The sequence below is a fragment of the Haladaptatus ordinarius genome (assembly GCF_054177595.1).
In genome coordinates, this window is sequence record NZ_JBPEHH010000003.1 from 38,312 (window position 1) to 53,073 (window position 14,762).

Sequence of the window (14,762 nt, forward strand, 5' to 3'; positions counted from 1 at the left end):
TTGCTGTTCGCGCGGCCAGGCTGAAACGACAGTTCGTCAGCGTGTCGAAAACGGACCGTCCGAGGCCCCGAGTCAGAACTCGTCCAGTTCGGGTTCGACGCCACCTTCGGGTTCGACACCCATGTTCACCTCGAACTCCCCTCGCAAGTCGTGGATGCGGTCGCGGATGTCGGCGGCGAGTTCGAATTCGAGGTTGCTGGCGGCTTCTTGCATCCGGTCTTCGAGTTCGGCGATGTACCGGGCGGCCTCCTCGTCGGTCTCGGGTGCGGTTCCGGTGACGCTGCTCGTGTCGGTCTTGCTGCCCGGCAGGTTGGCTTCAGAGACCTCCTTGTCGATGGTTCTGGGTTCGAAACCGTGTTCCTCGTTGAACTCCCGCTGGATGCGTCGCCTGCGCTGGGTCTCGTCGATGGCCGATTCCATCGCGTCGGTCACTTCGTCGGCGTAGAGGACGACCTCACCGTTGACGTTCCGGGCCGCGCGTCCCATCGTCTGGACGAGCGCGGTCTCAGAGCGCAGGAATCCCTGCTGGTCGGCGTCGAGGATGGCGACCAGCGACACCTCGGGGATGTCCAGCCCTTCGCGGAGCAGGTTGATGCCGACCAGCACGTCGAACTCGCCGAGACGGAGACCTCGAACCAGTTCGTGACGTTCGAGCGTGTCCGTCTCGTCGTGCATGTACTCGACGGCGACCCCCGCCTCTTCTAGGTACTCGGTGAGGTCTTCGGCCATCCGCTTCGTTAGCGTCGTCACCAGCACGCGCTCGTCGTTCTCGACCCGAGCATCGATGCGTGCCATCAGGTCGTCTATCTGGCCGGACGCGTCGCTGACTTCGACCTTGGGGTCGACGAGGTGTGTCGGACGAACGATCTGTTCGACCACCTGTTCGCTCTCTTCTCGTTCGTAATCGGCGGGCGTCGCGGAGACGTACAGCGTCTTCTCCGTCTTCTCCTCGAACTCCTCGAAGGTGAGCGGGCGGTTGTCGTAGGCCGTGGGCAGGCGAAAACCGTTCTTCACGAGCGAATCCTTGCGCGACTTGTCGCCCGCGAACTGCCCGCGAATCTGGGGGACCGTCTGGTGGGACTCGTCGATGACACAGAGGAAATCGTCGGGGAAGTAATCGAGCAAGGTGTAGGGTGCGTCTCCCACGTCGCGGTTCGAGAGGTAGACCGAGTAGTTCTCGATACCCGAGCAGTAGCCCGCCTCCTTCATCATCTCCAGGTCGAAGGTGGTGCGCTCTTCGATGCGCTGGGCAGCCACGAGGTCGCCGTTACGTTCGAAGTAGCGGATGCGGTCTTCGAGGTCGGATTCGATCTCCGCGATAGCTTGCTCCATTGTCTGTTCCGGAATCGAGTAGTGCTCGGCCGGGTGGACGAGCACGGCGGGTTCCTGGGATTTGACCTCGCCTTCGAGGGGGTCTATCTTCACCATGCGGTCTATCTCGTCGCCCCACAACTCGACGCGCACCGCGTAGCGACCGTACATCGGGAAGATTTCGACGGTATCGCCCCGGACGCGGAAGGTACCCTGCGTGAAGTCCACGTCGTTTCGCTCGTAGTTTAGGTCGACGAGGTGGGCGAGCAGTTCGTCGCGCCCGATGTCCTGACCGACTTCGAGGCGGAGACTCATCTCCTCGTAGTTTCGCGGGTCACCCAGTCCGTAGATGGCCGACACGGAGGCCACGACGATGACGTCGTCGCGGGTCAAAAGCGAGCGCGTAGCGGAGTGGCGCAGGCGGTCGATTTCGTCGTTGATGGAGGCGTCCTTGTCGATGTACGTGTCGGTCTGCTCGACGTAGGCCTCTGGCTGGTAGTAGTCGTAGTAAGAGACGAAGTACTCGACGGCGTTGTCCGGAAAGAGGTTGCGGAACTCCTCGTACAACTGCGCCGCCAGCGTCTTGTTGTGTGCGATGACGAGCGTCGGTTTCTGTATCTCCTCAACCACCCACGAGACGGTGTTGGTCTTCCCCGACCCCGTGACGCCCAGCAAGGTCTGTTTGTCCATTCCCTCGTTGTACCCCGCCGCCAACTGCTCGATGGCTTCGGGTTGGTCGCCCGCCGGGTCGAACGGGGCGTCCACCCGGAACTCGGTTTCGGCGTCCGGGTCGTCCGGCCTGAGTGGGCCTGACTGGGTATCACTCATGGTATCCCCGATAGGGATTCGAGCTACTTGAGACGGTCGTTTGCCCGACCAGTACGCTTCTATCGACTAGCGACGTACACCCGGTATGTCACGCACTGCCATCGTCGCCGGCGTCGGACCGGGTCTCGGCACGTCGCTGGCCCGGAAGTTCGCCGCTGAAGGCTGTTCGGTCGGTCTGTTCGCCCGGTCTCGTGGGTACGTCGAATCGCTCGCAGACGAACTGCCGACACCTGCCGTCGCCGCCGAAGTAGACATCACCGACCCCGAGTGGGTCGCGCGAGGGTTCGAGCGCGTTCGAGACGAACTCGGCCCCGTCGAGATACTGGTCAACCACGCGAGCGGCGCGCCCTGGCACGGACTCCAGGACTGCTCTGCGGACGAGTTCGAGCAGGCGTGGCGCGTCGCGGCGTACGGTGGATTCCTCTGCTCGAAGGAAGCCCTCGCGGACATGCGAGACGACGGCGGCACGATACTGTTCACCGGGGCGACCTCGGCGATTCGCGGTCGCGGGGGAGCGGTCGGATTCAGCAGCGCGAAGTTCGCGGTTCGAGGCCTGGCCGAGTCGATGGCCCGAGAACTCGGCCCGGAGGGAATCCACGTCGCCCACGTCGTCATCGACGGCGGGATTCTCCCGCCCGACACGGACGTCGATTCGCCGGAGGAGTACCTCGACCCGGAGGCCATCGCCGAATCCTACTGGCATCTAGTGGAACAGGACCGGAGCGCGTGGACGCTCGAACTCGACCTGCGCCCGCACGTCGAGGAGTTCTGAGTCGATGACGGAGTAGACAACCGTGATTATGGGAGGGTGGTGAGACGGTGGCCAGAGACGGACCACTCGCATCGTCCCAGAAAGCCCCCGCTTGCTCGCGGTCGCTCAGCGACATCTCAGCGCAACCCGCACGCCGAGAGTGGTCACTGAGTCGACTACAACGAGCGCGAGCGAGCGGCCCCTTTCATTCCCACCCGTCGTGGTTTCACCGATTCGCTATCGAGCGGGGAACAGTCTCGTCGCAGGGCGAACGTTTTTATCAGATACTTGAACCAGACACACTACCCAGCCAAGTGAACGAGAGGGACAAAAACAGCAGTTAAAACGCCTCAGTCGTCCAGTCGAGCCAGTACCGCATCCGGGTCGTAGCGCAGGGACAGTGACCGCGACCGCCCACGCCCTTCGACGTTGGTGTACGTGGCGTCGATGATGCCGAGCTGGTCGAGCTTGTTGATAATCTCCGAGTAGCGTGTGTACCCCAGGTCGGTCTGGTCGTGGAAGGCCTCGTACACGTCGCCCGCCTGTTCACCGTCGTGTTCGGCGATGACCCGGACGAGCGCGACCTCGTTGTCAGAAAGCGCGTGCAAACTGTGACTGAGGTGGACGAACTTCGACTTCTCATAGGCGTCCTCCACGTCCTGGAGACTCACGGTTCGGCTGGCGCGCATCTCCGCGTTGAGACCCGCCCGACGGAGCAGGTCGATGCCGACGCGGAGGTCGCCGCTCTCGGCGGTGAGTTCGGCCACGCGGTCGAGCACCTCCGTGCCGATGACGCCCTCGTGGAAGCCGCGCTTGACGCGCTCGCCGAGGATGTCGAAGATTTCGGTGCGGTCGTACACCGGAAAGTAGACGTCCTCGGGCCGGAAGACGCTCTGGACGCGGGTGTCGAGTTCCTCGATGACGTCGAGATTGAGGTCGGAGGAGACGACGATGACGCCGATCTTCGCCCCGCTGTGGGCCTCGTGAGCCCGGAGGAGCGAGTAGAGGGTGTCTGAAGCCTCACCCTCGTAGAACAGGTAGTTTACGTCGTCGAGCGCGACCACGAGCACTTCGTCGTCGTCGACAAGTTTGTCCGTAATCTGGCGGAACAGTTTCTTGAACGAGATGCCGCTGGAGGGTGGTTCGTACTCGAAGATGCCCTCGAAGATACGGGAGAAGATAGCGTAGCGCGTCGAATCGACCTGGCAGTTGACGCGCACGGTTCGCACGTCGGTCTGTGCCGATAGTTCGTCGAACAGCTTCTGGACGGCAGTCGTCTTGCCAGTCCCGGGTGGGCCGCGTGCCATGACGTTGAGGGGGCGCGAGCCGCGAACTGCCGGGCGGAGCGCGTACTGCAGGCTTTGCATCTGGGACGTGCGGTGTTCGAACGTCTCCGGCACGTAGTCGATTTCGAAGACGTGTTCCTCGCGGAACACCGACTCGTCCCACGACAACATCCCCTCGTCGGGGTCGTCAGCCATCACTTTCACCACGCTTCCCGAGATACTTAATCCTTCGCCAGAGACAAAGAAGACGGCGAATTAGCGGCGTCGGCTATCGCTGCTGTATCGCACCCTGGATGTCGTTTCGGTCCATCGACATACCGTGTTTCTCCTGTGCGTGCTCCTGGACCATGTCGATGACTTCGTTCTCGTCGTTCGCCCGAATCATGAACTCACAATCCTGTTGTGTGCATTCGAACTGGTGTGCCATAGTGTTCCTCCCCCCACGCTGGGGTAGCAGTGCTGACGACACCTTCGTAGGTAACGTTTCTGGCTACGCGAGCGAGCCAGTCGACCCATTACGGCACGACGTCCGGCCGATTTCGTGGAAATCGGTACCGAAACACCCCGTGTGAACCGTCTCTAGTCGAACTTCTCCAGCAGTCGTTCGTAGAACCCGCTGTCGCCCGTGTCGGCCAACTTCTCGACGATGAGTTCGGGCGTCGAGCGCGCGAGGTGGTCTTTCACCGGCGACCGTTCGACGACTAGCTCCCCGTCGACCAACCCCTTCGCTTCGATGCCGTCCACCGCGACGTCGGAGTCCGCCACGTCTCGAATCTCGTCGGCGAGGTGCGAGACGAATACCCCGGTCACGTCGCGTTCACCCAGCGCTTCTAGGATGCCGGCGATGATTTTCGCGCTCGCGCCGGGTTCGGTGATGCTTTCGAGTTCGTCCACCAGTACGAGTCGACCGGGGGTTCCGTCGGCGAGCGCCGCGAACTCCCGGAGCGTGCTCTCGAACGCGCCTGCGTCGAGGGTCCCCTGCGTCTTGCCGTGGTAGTGAAGTTCTTCGAATCGCCGGAGTCGAACCGATTCGGCGGGGACGGGGAGGCCCATCTGCGCGAGGATGACGACGAGGGCCACGAGGTCGAGCGTCGAGGTTTTGCCACCGCTGTTGACACCCGAGAGGAGCGCCACGCCCGAAACGCGATAATCGACCGGTTCCACCTCCGCGAAGGGAACGTCGAGGAGCGGCGAACGTCCGCCGACGATGTCGAATCCCGTGCATTCGCCCTCCCCCGTGTCGAAGCGCCCACCCTCGATTTCCTCGTCATCGAACTCGGGCATCACACAGTCGAAATCGTGGGCGAATCGGGCGACGGCCAGTTCCACGTCCAGTTCGAGCGCGGCATGAACGAGGGTCTCCGCGGCCTCGCGTTCGTCTGCGAGCGTTCGCGCGAGTTTGCGCTTGCGGCGTTCTGCGCGGCGGGACTTCTCCGCCTGCAGTTCCTCGCGGAGCCGCGAAACCACGCTCTCGTCGTGGCCGACCGGAAACGTCGGGTCGTCGGGGAACGCTTGCTTGGCGATTTCCGTCTCACCCGCGTCCAGCGCCAGCGTCTCGACGAGGTGGTCGCGGGCGGCGTCCACGGCGTCGTCGTACTCGTCCGCCAGTTCGCGCGAGAGGAGCGAATCGACGCCAGCGCCGCGCTCGACCAGCGAGAGCAAGTCCGCCCCTTCGATGGTCACGTCGCGCTCGCGAATCGCGTCGCGCATCCGGTCGTTGGCGACGTTCTCCGCCATCGAGACGGCGGCGTCCAGGTCCGAAATCGCGGTCGTCAGTCGGTCGAGTTCGTCGTCGCCCGCGACGTCGCCGTTCGGAGTGACCCGGCTCAGCGCTGACTCCAACGTCTCGAGGTCGAGAGGCGCGTCCAATCCGGCAGAGCGGTGAACGTCTGCGGCGGCGAGCAGGGTGTCGCGATTCGTCGCGAAGAAGGCCAGCGGGCGTTCCGGAACGAGTTCTGCCGGCCGGTCGAGTGCGTCGGGTTCGACGCGAACGTCGCCATCGACGGTGACGCCAGAGAACGTCTCGTCCAGCGCGACGACCGTCGAGTACCCTCGCGCGAGTTCGGCCAACTCGCGGGCGTCGTCGACCACTTCGACCTGCAGTTCGGGCACCACCTCGCGTGCTTTCGCGTATCGCTCGGCGTCCGTCGTCGCCAAACAACGGTCGCGCACTCGCACACCTCGTGGTGCAGAGAGCGGTTCGACGCCGGCCAGTGCTTCCTGCACTTCGGGTGTCGGGTCGCGGTCCATCGCTCGACCGGTGAACTCGCGGACTTCTTCGATACGGGACGCGGTCGCACTGGGATACAGCGTTTCGAGGCGCTTTTCCGCGTAGTTCGTGACCGTTCGCGCCTGCAAGAGCGCGAGGACGTCTCGGTACAGTTCGCGTGCCCTGTCGGTCGCCAGAAAGTCACCGTCGTCGTCGTGTCGGACCTGAATGGCGGCGCGCGCGATGGCTGCAGCACGCCCGTCCGTGATGCCGGGCGCTCGTGCGAGCGTGGCGACGTCGCCGGTCTTCAGTGCGCGCTCCGAGTCGTCGAGTTCGGAGAGCGCGTCAGCCGTTTTCGCGCCGACCCCCGGTATCGCCTCGAAATCCATTCGCTCCGAGGTATTGCGTCATACATAAAAAACGTTCCCGACGCGGGCGACGTCGACCGTTCGTCTCTCACCGACCGGAGCGGTGACCGAGTCAGTCTATCTCGTGGTCGAACTCGTCGTTCGCAAGGTCTTCGATACTGTCATTCACCCGTCGTTTCGTGTCGTCGTCGATGCCGTCGACCGCCTCGACGCTGTGTGCGCCGCCGTGAGCCGTTTCGAGCGCGTTCAGGTTCAGTTCACCGTCGGGGTCGACGACCGGGAGTTTCAGGTCGGTGAAATCGTCCGGCGGGAACCCCGACGACGAGAGGAAAAAGTGGTCGGCGATGGTCGAGAGGTCGTCGGTGTCGAAGTCGTTTTCCTGTGGCGAACTCCACTCGTCTGTGGTCGTCCCCGAGTACTCGGGTTGGTGGACTGAGTAGTCGGGCATCGTCGGGCGTATCGACGCGGGTGTAATTCAAAATAGTGGCTGGACGTGTTCGAGACACGTTCGTCACGAGAGGCTTTTGCCCGTCCAACAGAGACGAAGAGGTATGCCGACCATCGAGGAGAAACTGGCCGCTATGAAGGCGGACCTCGCCGACCGCGACGGCGTGCTCGTCGCGTTCAGCGGTGGCGTCGATTCGAGCGTGGTCGCCGCCGTCGCCCACGACGCACTGGGCGACGATGCCGTCGCCTGCACCGCGAAGAGCGAGACGCTTCCAGACGCCGAACTCGAAGACGCGACTCGCGTCGCCGACGAAATCGGAATCAGACACGAAATCGCCGAGTTCAGCGAACTGGACGACCCCGCGTTCGTCGCCAACGACGACGACCGCTGTTATCACTGCCGGACGATGCGCCTCGGCACGATGTTCGAAACCGCAGACCGACTCGGCATCGACGTCGTCTGCGACGGGACAAACGCCGACGACACGAGTTCGGGCCACCGGCCCGGCCTGCGCGCGGTGGACGAACTCGACGCCTACTCGCCGCTCTTACAGCACGGCATCACGAAGGCGGAGGTCCGCGAGATAGCAGACCGATACGGGCTCTCCGTGGCCGACAAACCCTCGATGGCGTGTCTCTCCTCGCGCATTCCGACCGGACTCGAAGTGACCGAGGAACGACTGTCGCGCATCGAACGCGCCGAATCGCTGTTGCGTCAGTGGGGGTTCTCCCAGTTTCGCGTCCGTGACCACAACGGGTTGGCCCGAATCGAGGTCGGTGACGACGAACTTGAACGCGCGCTGGACGAGGAGTTCGTCCACGCCGCCCGCGAACACTTCACGGGCCTCGGCTTCGACCACGTCACGCTCGACTTGCACGGGTATCAGACGGGCAGCGTGAGTCCAGAGAACGAGTCAATGGCCGACGAACCACTGGTCGAAGACGTGTTCTCGGTGGAGTACCCCACCGACGGTCGGTAAACCGGCCGGTAGCCGTTTTCCGGGTCATCGTGAGAAATCGAGCGTATGCGTTCGCACCTAAAGGGTGGCAGTTTGCTGGCACGCGAACTGCGGTCTGTAGCTGCTGGCACGCGAGCTAAGGGCAGGCGCGAACGCTACTACCGACTTCGAAAGCTATCCCCTTAGTTATATACCGATTACGGGTACTGCAAGCGACCATTGTACACGGGTTCGCGGCGAAATACGCGAGGAGAACGTCTCATCTGCCCGTCCACTTCAGGAGGAGCAAGGTTCCCTCGAACAGTCCGACCATCGTGAGCGCCACGAGGAAGGGGGCCATCCCGGTCGGGTCGGGGCTGAACAGGAACGCGAAACCGAGGAAGCCACCCCAGAAGTAGAGGCGGCGGCTGGCGAGCCACCGGCGCGTCGTCAGCCCCATCATGATGGCGAGCATGATGAGGAGCGGAATCTGGAAGACGACCGCCAACACGCCCATCATCATCAGGATGAGGTTGAACGTCTTCGTCAGACCGAACGCGACGAGGACGTTCGCCTCCTGGGTGTACGAGAGGAAGTACGTGAAGATGGCGGGCAGGATGAGGAAGTACGCGAAGCTCACACCGACGAGGGCGAGGACGAGGCTGGTCGGCACCGCGGCGAGATAGTAACGACGTTCGTGTGGGTACAGTCCGGGGCGCATGAACAGATACGTCTCGTACACCATCACGGGGAGGGCGACGATGACTCCCGCGAGACTGGCGACCTTCAGTTCCGTCATGACGAGCGCCAGCGGGTGGTAGAGGCGCGGCCGCGTTTCCGGCCCGACCGGCAGAATCGAGTTCCAGAGGAAGTTGATCACGGTGTCCGACAGTGGGAGGACGACGACACTCACGACGCCCGCGATGATGAGAACGACCGCCAGCCGTTTTATCATCTCCTCAATGTGATCTGCGAGCGGCATCTCCTCGTCGCTCACTGGCTGGCTCGGCTGCTCGACCGGCGGTTCGGGGTCTTCAGGCGTGTACAACTCTTCCTCTTCCGGTGGCTCCGGTGCCTCCTCCGAGGTTGATGCCTTCGACAGATTGTCTCCGGCCGTCGCCTCCGATTCTTCGCCCATTCACCCGGTGCTAGGCGTCGCGGTTATTATAGGCTTTCTTCATCTTGCGAGACGAGAAGATTGATAACTGGGACGGGGTTACCATTCGCAAGGAATGTCTACCTCGGGGAGCAGCGTCATCGACGAGGATACCGCAAAAACAGTCGCCAGCGGCCGTGAGGCCCTCGGCTCGATGCTTTCGACTGCCCAGACTCATCTCCAGAAAGTCTTCATTGCATTCGTCATCGGCTTCATCGGAACGTTCTACGCCATGTCGACGTTCGTCTGGCCGTTCCTGAAAGAGGTGACGACCTCCGGAATGCCGGACGCGGTGATGAACAGGGTCGACATCGTCGCAGTAACGCCGTTCGACGTCATCCTGTTGCAGGCGAAGATAGCGATGGTTGCCGGCGTCATCTTCGCCATCCCCGTCTTACTCTACTTCGCCCGCGATTCGTTCCGACAACGCGACTGGTACCCCGACTTTTCTATCTCCTACTGGAAGGTGCTTCCGCTGGTCGGCCTCGCGATTGCACTGTTCGTCGGCGGACTCTCGTACGGCTACTCGCTTTTCTTCCCGCTGATGTTCAATTTCCTCGCGAAAAACGCAGTCAACGCGGGGTTCAGCCCGAAGTACGGTATCGTGGAGTGGACCGAGTTCGTGCTCGTGCTCACGCTCTCGTTCGGACTCGCCGCCGAGATGCCGCTCATCATGAGCGGCCTCGGCTACACTGGTATCGTCCCCTACGAGACGTTCCGTGACAAGTGGCGATACGCAGTCCTCGGCATCTTCACCTTCGGTGCGTTCTTCTCGCCCCCTGACCCGTTCACGCAGATTATGTGGGCCGCACCGCTGCTCGTCCTCTACGGATTCAGCCTCTATCTGACGAAAATCGTCGTCACCCTCCGCCGCGGGAGCGAGGACGTGAGCATCGGGAGAACGGTTCGCCAGCAGTGGAACCACATTCTCGGATACTCACTTCTGGCCGCCGGTGGGACCTACCTGTTCATCTCGCGTGGCGGTGGAGCCTACGTCGAGAACCGACTGCTCCCGATGCTCCCCGCAAAGTACCGGCCCGTGAACGAAATCCCCACGCTCCAACAACTGCTCGGCGTTCCGCGTGAGACGGCCATCCTGGTTGCCGTGGCTGGTGTCGGACTCCTCGTGCTCGTCGTCGCCGTTCTCTACTACCTGTTTGCCTCGCTCGAAGCGGGGTCGACCGCGGGGCGGCGGTCGGGGGCACCGGCCGCAATCGACGTCGGCGAACTCAACGCCGCGGGAGTTCGCGCGGCCCCACCGGAAGTGTTCAGGGAGATGAGCGAGGGAGAGTCGCTCGACTACGCCCGCGCGGCGATGGCCGACGACCAACCGGAGAAGGCACAGGCCATCTTCGACCGGTGGGACGAAGTCCACGAAGACGAGGCCGACGTCGACGAGGCAGACGGCGCACCGCTGGCCGAGGACGCGGCCAAACAGCCCAGCGAGGAAGACGACGGCAACGTCGTCCAGAGCACTGCCGCGGGGATGGCGAACGCCTTCACGGAAGACGAGACGACCGAGGACGACATCGGCGGCTACTACTACGACATCGCCTTCATCTTCCAGAGTCTCACGTCGAAGATGTTCCGCATCGTCGGCGTGTTCATGCTCGTTCTCGCCAGCGTGTTCGTGGCGCTGTACCAGGGCGGTATGAAGGTCATCAACGAGGACTTCACGCGGCGCGTTCCACAGGAGGTCGTCGGGGAAGGTGACTTCCTCAACATCGTCACGCTCCATCCCGTCGAGGCGCTCATCTTCGAGGTGAAAGTCAGTACCCTGCTCGCCGCTGTCTCGGTGCTTCCGATGGTGCTGTACTACGGCTGGCCGGCGATGAAAGAGCGCAAACTCGTCAGGGGGAACCGGAACGTCTTCTTCCTCTGGGGTGGCACGCTCTTCGTCGGTCTGCTCGTCGGCAGCGCCATCGGCTACGGTCTCGTCGCGCCGCGAATCATCTCCTGGCTGGTCACCGACGCGAATCAAGCGAACATGGTCATCTACTACCGGGTGAAGAGCTTCTTCTGGCTCGTCTTCCTCACCACGGTCGGTGTCGGCCTGCTCGCGGACATCCCGCTCTCGATGCTCCTGTTCCACGCGGGAGGCATCCTCTCGTACGAGACCATGCGCGAGCGCTGGCGGGTGTTCGTCGTCGGCACCTTCGCCATCGCAGGGCTGGTGACGCCGGACAGCCTCTACACGATGTTCCTCGTCGCCATCCCCGTCTCGTTCGCGTACGGACTCGGACTGGCGATGCTCGGCTCCAGTCGCCTCGTGAAGACGAAGGGTCTGAAGCTGTTCGGAATCGCCGTCGTCGGCTTCCTCGCGGCGTACGCCGCCCTCCTCGCCGGTGGCGACGTGTGGCTGAACCAGGCCCTCCTACCCGCGTTGCCGACCGCGATCCGGCCCGAGTCGCTGGTGGTCGACGAACTCCTCGGTCGTCCCCGGACGACCGCCACGACCGTCGTGTCGGCGGCCGTCGCGGTGCTCTCGCTCGTCGGCGGTCTGCTGGCGTACGCGGTGCAGGCCCACCGGACGCGACGGCGCTGACGACACCTCCCGAACGATTTAAGATATTCTTCTGATAATCTTCGAGTATGAGTAAGATAAGCGTCGAGATACCCGACGAACTGCTCGCGGATTTAGACGAACACGTCGGCGACGACGGAAAGTTCGTCAACCGGAGCGAGGCGGTTCGGGCGTCCATTCGGAAGATGTTGGACCTGCTGGACGAGATCGACGAGCGACACGGAAGACTCGAAGATGACTGACGAGATGCCACGTTCGACGCTGACGACGGGGCAACTCGCTATCGTCGCACTGTTCGTCACGGCACTCGTGACGGCCCAGCTCACTGCGGCGAAAGTGCTGGAGTTTACTATCCCCGTCTCCCTTCCCGTCACCGGAAACGCGCTCGTCCTTCCGGGGGCGGCGCTAGCCTACGCGCTCACCTTCTTCGCGTCGGACTGCTACGCCGAACTGTTCGGCAAACGGGCGACCCAGCGACTCGTGAACGTCGCGTTCGCCATGAACTTCGTCATGCTAGCGCTGGTGTGGTCGACCATCGCCGCGCCCGCTGCCCAGTCGAGCGTCGACCCGGCGAAGTTCCGCACCGTCCTCGGTGCGAGCACGAACATCGTCGTCGGAAGCCTCCTCGCCTACCTCATGAGCCAGAACTGGGACGTCATCGTGTTCCACGAGATACGCGACCTCACCGACGGCGCACACCTCTGGGCGCGAAACATCGGTTCGACCGCCAGCAGTCAGGCCATCGACACGGTCATCTTCGTCGGCGTGGCGTTCTTCGTCATGCCACAGTACGTCGGCATCGGGCCGAAACTTCCCACGGACATCATCCTCTCGCTCATCGTCGGTCAGTATCTCCTGAAACTGCTCATCGCGTTCCTGGACACGCCGCTCGTCTACGCCGTGGTGGGGTACCTGCGTTCGCGAGGTCACGCACCGACGTCACCGAGCACGGCGGACTGAAGCCGTCAGTCGAGACGCTGGGCGAATCCGAACCGCGGTTTCACTTCTTCGACCCGGATTTCGACCGTCTCACCTTGGTCGGCGTTCGGCACGAACAGCGTATACTCTTCGACTTTCGCCACTCCGTCGCCCTCGCTTCCGACGCTCTCGATGGTCACCTCGAGGGTATCGCCAGCCCTGACGGGGGCCGTGAGACGGTTCCGTGCGACGAGGTAGACTTCGGAGGATTCGTCGCGTGAGGCGTCCGGACTCATGGTTCTGACGTACTCGAACTCCCCCTCGACGTCCTCGCGCAGGTCCGCCAGGTCCGGCCCCTGAAACACCTTCACGACGAGGTCGCCGCCGGACTCGAGCACGTCGAGTGCCGTCTCGAACGCCTGCCGAGCGAGGTAGACGGAGCGGGCGTGGTCGAGACTGTACTCGCCGGTCATGTTCGGTGCCATGTCCGAGAGCACCACGTCGGCAGAGCCCGCGACCTCACGGACTTTCTCACGAGTCTCCTCGTCGGTCATATCGCCCCGGATGGTTTCGACCCCGTCCAGGTCGTCGATTCGTTGGAGGTCGACCCCGATGACGGTCCCCGAGTCTCCGACTTTTTCGGCGGCGACCTGTAGCCATCCGCCGGGGGCCGCCCCGAGGTCGACGACCGTCTCGCCCTCGTCGATGAGGTGAGCCGACTCGTCCAACTGCTGGAGTTTGTAGGCCGCCCGAGAGCGATACCCTTCCTGTTTAGATTTGTTGTAGTAGTGGTCTTTCCCAGTCATTAGTCGGGATACGATACAGACTCGTTTACGGGCTTCGACTCGGCGTCAGCGCACACCGGTATCGGCGTGGCGTGTCGCTATTGGTCGGTTTCGATGAACGATTGGCGAAACGTCTCGTCAGCGATGTTCGCACTCGTCCTGATGGCGGACAAGGTCGGATTTGTTCTTCCCGCCGACGAAGACCTTCTTGTTACAGTATTCACAGATACCCCACCGGGGGTCGTCTTCGTCGAGCATGTATCCGTCTGGCCGCCACTCCTGCGACATATCCTCTTAGAATACCTTCACCACTAAAACGTTTATCAAAAATCTGGTTATTATCGATTGTAATAATCGGGAGACGAGACCGAGTACCGGTGACCGACGAGAGTCGGGAGAGTCCGAGAACGCAGTGGATTCCGCACGCACACGCCGCGCGCGCGAACGGATTCTTTTTATGGCACGGTTTCGTAGCCATCGTCAACATGTTCAAGGCTATCGTGAGCGCAGAGACGCTCCGGACGACGATTGATTCCGTGGGCGTTCTGGTGGATGAATGTAAGATCCACCTCGACGAGGATGGCCTCGCTATCAAAGCCGTCGACCCTGCGAACGTCGGTATGGTCGACCTCCAGCTCGACGCCGAAGCGTTCGAATCTTACGAGGCAAACGGAGGCATCATCGGCGTCAATCTCGACCGTCTCGAAAGTATCGCTGGCATGGCAAGTTCGGGACAACTCGTCGAGATGGAACTGGACGAGGAGACCCGCAAACTCCACATCAAAATCGACGGGCTCGAATACACTCTCGCACTCATCGACCCCGACTCCATCCGGCAGGAACCGGACATCCCGGACTTAGACCTCCCCGCGACCATCATCGTCGAAGGCTCCGACATCAACCGCGCGGTCAAGGCGGCCGATATGGTCTCCGACCACATCGCGCTCGGCGTCGACGAAGACGAGGACGTATTCTACATCGAAGCGGAGGGAGACACCGACAACGTCGACCTGAAACTCGACACCGACGACCTCATCAATCTCACGGCGGGTCCCGCCCACTCCCTGTTCAGCCTCGACTATCTAAAAGACATGAACAAAGCACTCCCGAAGAACGGCGAGGTGACCATCGACCTCGGCGAGGAGTTCCCGTTGAAACTTCACTTCGAAATCGCAGAGGGCATGGGCGAGGTCACGTACATGCTCGCACCGCGTATCCAGAGCGACTGAGGGCGTCTCTCT

14 protein-coding genes are annotated in these 14,762 nt (G+C 62.6%); 6 read left to right on the top strand and 8 right to left on the bottom strand.

Going from position 1 to position 14,762, the window contains the following annotated elements:
• Window positions 1–72: 72 nt before the first annotated feature.
• Window positions 73–2,139: an excinuclease ABC subunit UvrB gene (gene uvrB / locus ACR3FF_RS02370; RefSeq protein WP_458185709.1), complete on the bottom strand. Its 2,067-nt coding sequence runs from the start codon at window positions 2,137–2,139 to the stop codon at window positions 73–75.
• 85 nt (window positions 2,140–2,224) lie between these two features.
• Here uvrB and ACR3FF_RS02375 point away from each other — a divergent pair, with 85 nt between their 5' ends.
• Entirely contained in the window at window positions 2,225–2,911 is a 687-nt protein-coding gene (locus ACR3FF_RS02375) for an SDR family NAD(P)-dependent oxidoreductase (RefSeq protein WP_458185711.1), read from the top strand.
• A 329-nt stretch (window positions 2,912–3,240) separates the two neighbouring features.
• Here ACR3FF_RS02375 and ACR3FF_RS02380 read toward each other — a convergent pair whose 3' ends face one another.
• From ACR3FF_RS02380 to ACR3FF_RS02395, 4 genes are all read right to left on the bottom strand, one after another.
• Window positions 3,241–4,371, bottom strand: a complete 1,131-nt coding sequence (locus ACR3FF_RS02380; RefSeq protein ID WP_458185713.1) for an ORC1-type DNA replication protein — start codon at window positions 4,369–4,371, stop codon at window positions 3,241–3,243.
• A 73-nt stretch (window positions 4,372–4,444) separates the two neighbouring features.
• Entirely contained in the window at window positions 4,445–4,603 is a 159-nt protein-coding gene (locus ACR3FF_RS02385) for a DUF1059 domain-containing protein (protein WP_458185714.1), read from the bottom strand.
• Between the two features lie 152 nt (window positions 4,604–4,755).
• The gene (locus tag ACR3FF_RS02390) at window positions 4,756–6,774 is read right to left on the bottom strand and encodes a MutS-related protein (protein WP_458185716.1); all 2,019 of its coding nucleotides are present in this window, start codon (window positions 6,772–6,774) and stop codon (window positions 4,756–4,758) included.
• Window positions 6,775–6,865: 91 nt separating this feature from the next.
• Complete coding sequence (locus ACR3FF_RS02395; RefSeq protein ID WP_458185717.1) at window positions 6,866–7,201, bottom strand: hypothetical protein; 336 nt, start codon at window positions 7,199–7,201, stop codon at window positions 6,866–6,868.
• Between the two features lie 103 nt (window positions 7,202–7,304).
• Between ACR3FF_RS02395 and larE the strand changes: the two genes are divergently transcribed.
• Window positions 7,305–8,180, top strand: coding sequence for an ATP-dependent sacrificial sulfur transferase LarE (gene larE / locus ACR3FF_RS02400; RefSeq protein WP_458185719.1), 876 nt, complete (start codon window positions 7,305–7,307; stop codon window positions 8,178–8,180).
• Between the two features lie 238 nt (window positions 8,181–8,418).
• Here the strand turns inward: larE and tatC are convergent, their stop codons facing one another.
• A complete protein-coding gene (tatC, locus tag ACR3FF_RS02405; protein ID WP_458185721.1) occupies window positions 8,419–9,276 on the bottom strand; it encodes a twin-arginine translocase subunit TatC in 858 nt (285 codons plus the stop codon).
• Between the two features lie 94 nt (window positions 9,277–9,370).
• Between tatC and ACR3FF_RS02410 the strand changes: the two genes are divergently transcribed.
• The 3 genes from ACR3FF_RS02410 to ACR3FF_RS02420 are packed head-to-tail and all read left to right on the top strand — an operon-like array spanning window position 9,371 to window position 12,778.
• Window positions 9,371–11,839: a twin-arginine translocase subunit TatC gene (locus ACR3FF_RS02410; RefSeq protein ID WP_458185723.1), complete on the top strand. Its 2,469-nt coding sequence runs from the start codon at window positions 9,371–9,373 to the stop codon at window positions 11,837–11,839.
• A 47-nt stretch (window positions 11,840–11,886) separates the two neighbouring features.
• Window positions 11,887–12,060: a ribbon-helix-helix domain-containing protein gene (locus ACR3FF_RS02415; protein WP_458185725.1), complete on the top strand. Its 174-nt coding sequence runs from the start codon at window positions 11,887–11,889 to the stop codon at window positions 12,058–12,060.
• A complete protein-coding gene (locus tag ACR3FF_RS02420; protein WP_458185727.1) occupies window positions 12,053–12,778 on the top strand; it encodes a queuosine precursor transporter in 726 nt (241 codons plus the stop codon). Before ACR3FF_RS02415 ends, ACR3FF_RS02420 begins: the two co-directional genes overlap by 8 nt.
• 5 nt (window positions 12,779–12,783) lie before the next feature.
• Here the strand turns inward: ACR3FF_RS02420 and ACR3FF_RS02425 are convergent, their stop codons facing one another.
• Both ACR3FF_RS02425 and ACR3FF_RS02430 read right to left on the bottom strand, forming a co-directional pair.
• Window positions 12,784–13,542, bottom strand: coding sequence for an RlmE family RNA methyltransferase (locus tag ACR3FF_RS02425; RefSeq protein WP_458185728.1), 759 nt, complete (start codon window positions 13,540–13,542; stop codon window positions 12,784–12,786).
• Between the two features lie 117 nt (window positions 13,543–13,659).
• Window positions 13,660–13,809 (bottom strand): hypothetical protein, encoded by a 150-nt coding sequence (locus tag ACR3FF_RS02430; protein WP_458185730.1) that lies wholly within the window; start codon window positions 13,807–13,809, stop codon window positions 13,660–13,662.
• A 197-nt stretch (window positions 13,810–14,006) separates the two neighbouring features.
• On the opposite strand from ACR3FF_RS02430, the gene ACR3FF_RS02435 reads away from it, so the two are divergent.
• Window positions 14,007–14,750: a DNA polymerase sliding clamp gene (locus ACR3FF_RS02435; RefSeq protein ID WP_458185815.1), complete on the top strand. Its 744-nt coding sequence runs from the start codon at window positions 14,007–14,009 to the stop codon at window positions 14,748–14,750.
• The last annotated feature ends 12 nt before the right edge of the window (window positions 14,751–14,762 follow it).

What these genes read in the sequence shown, in the direction of transcription:
- ACR3FF_RS02390 (WP_458185716.1), bottom strand. Translation starts at nt 6,774, where the DNA reads ATGGATTTCGAGGCGATACCGGGGGTCGGCGCGAAAACGGCTGACGCG.
- ACR3FF_RS02420 (WP_458185727.1), top strand. Translation starts at nt 12,053, where the DNA reads ATGACTGACGAGATGCCACGTTCGACGCTGACGACGGGGCAACTCGCT.
- ACR3FF_RS02435 (WP_458185815.1), top strand. Translation starts at nt 14,007, where the DNA reads ATGTTCAAGGCTATCGTGAGCGCAGAGACGCTCCGGACGACGATTGAT.
- ACR3FF_RS02425 (WP_458185728.1), bottom strand. Translation starts at nt 13,542, where the DNA reads ATGACTGGGAAAGACCACTACTACAACAAATCTAAACAGGAAGGGTAT.
- ACR3FF_RS02430 (WP_458185730.1), bottom strand. Translation starts at nt 13,809, where the DNA reads ATGTCGCAGGAGTGGCGGCCAGACGGATACATGCTCGACGAAGACGAC.
- uvrB (WP_458185709.1), bottom strand. Translation starts at nt 2,139, where the DNA reads ATGAGTGATACCCAGTCAGGCCCACTCAGGCCGGACGACCCGGACGCC.
- ACR3FF_RS02385 (WP_458185714.1), bottom strand. Translation starts at nt 4,603, where the DNA reads ATGGCACACCAGTTCGAATGCACACAACAGGATTGTGAGTTCATGATT.
- tatC (WP_458185721.1), bottom strand. Translation starts at nt 9,276, where the DNA reads ATGGGCGAAGAATCGGAGGCGACGGCCGGAGACAATCTGTCGAAGGCA.
- larE (WP_458185719.1), top strand. Translation starts at nt 7,305, where the DNA reads ATGCCGACCATCGAGGAGAAACTGGCCGCTATGAAGGCGGACCTCGCC.
- ACR3FF_RS02380 (WP_458185713.1), bottom strand. Translation starts at nt 4,371, where the DNA reads ATGGCTGACGACCCCGACGAGGGGATGTTGTCGTGGGACGAGTCGGTG.
- ACR3FF_RS02415 (WP_458185725.1), top strand. Translation starts at nt 11,887, where the DNA reads ATGAGTAAGATAAGCGTCGAGATACCCGACGAACTGCTCGCGGATTTA.
- ACR3FF_RS02410 (WP_458185723.1), top strand. Translation starts at nt 9,371, where the DNA reads ATGTCTACCTCGGGGAGCAGCGTCATCGACGAGGATACCGCAAAAACA.
- ACR3FF_RS02375 (WP_458185711.1), top strand. Translation starts at nt 2,225, where the DNA reads ATGTCACGCACTGCCATCGTCGCCGGCGTCGGACCGGGTCTCGGCACG.
- ACR3FF_RS02395 (WP_458185717.1), bottom strand. Translation starts at nt 7,201, where the DNA reads ATGCCCGACTACTCAGTCCACCAACCCGAGTACTCGGGGACGACCACA.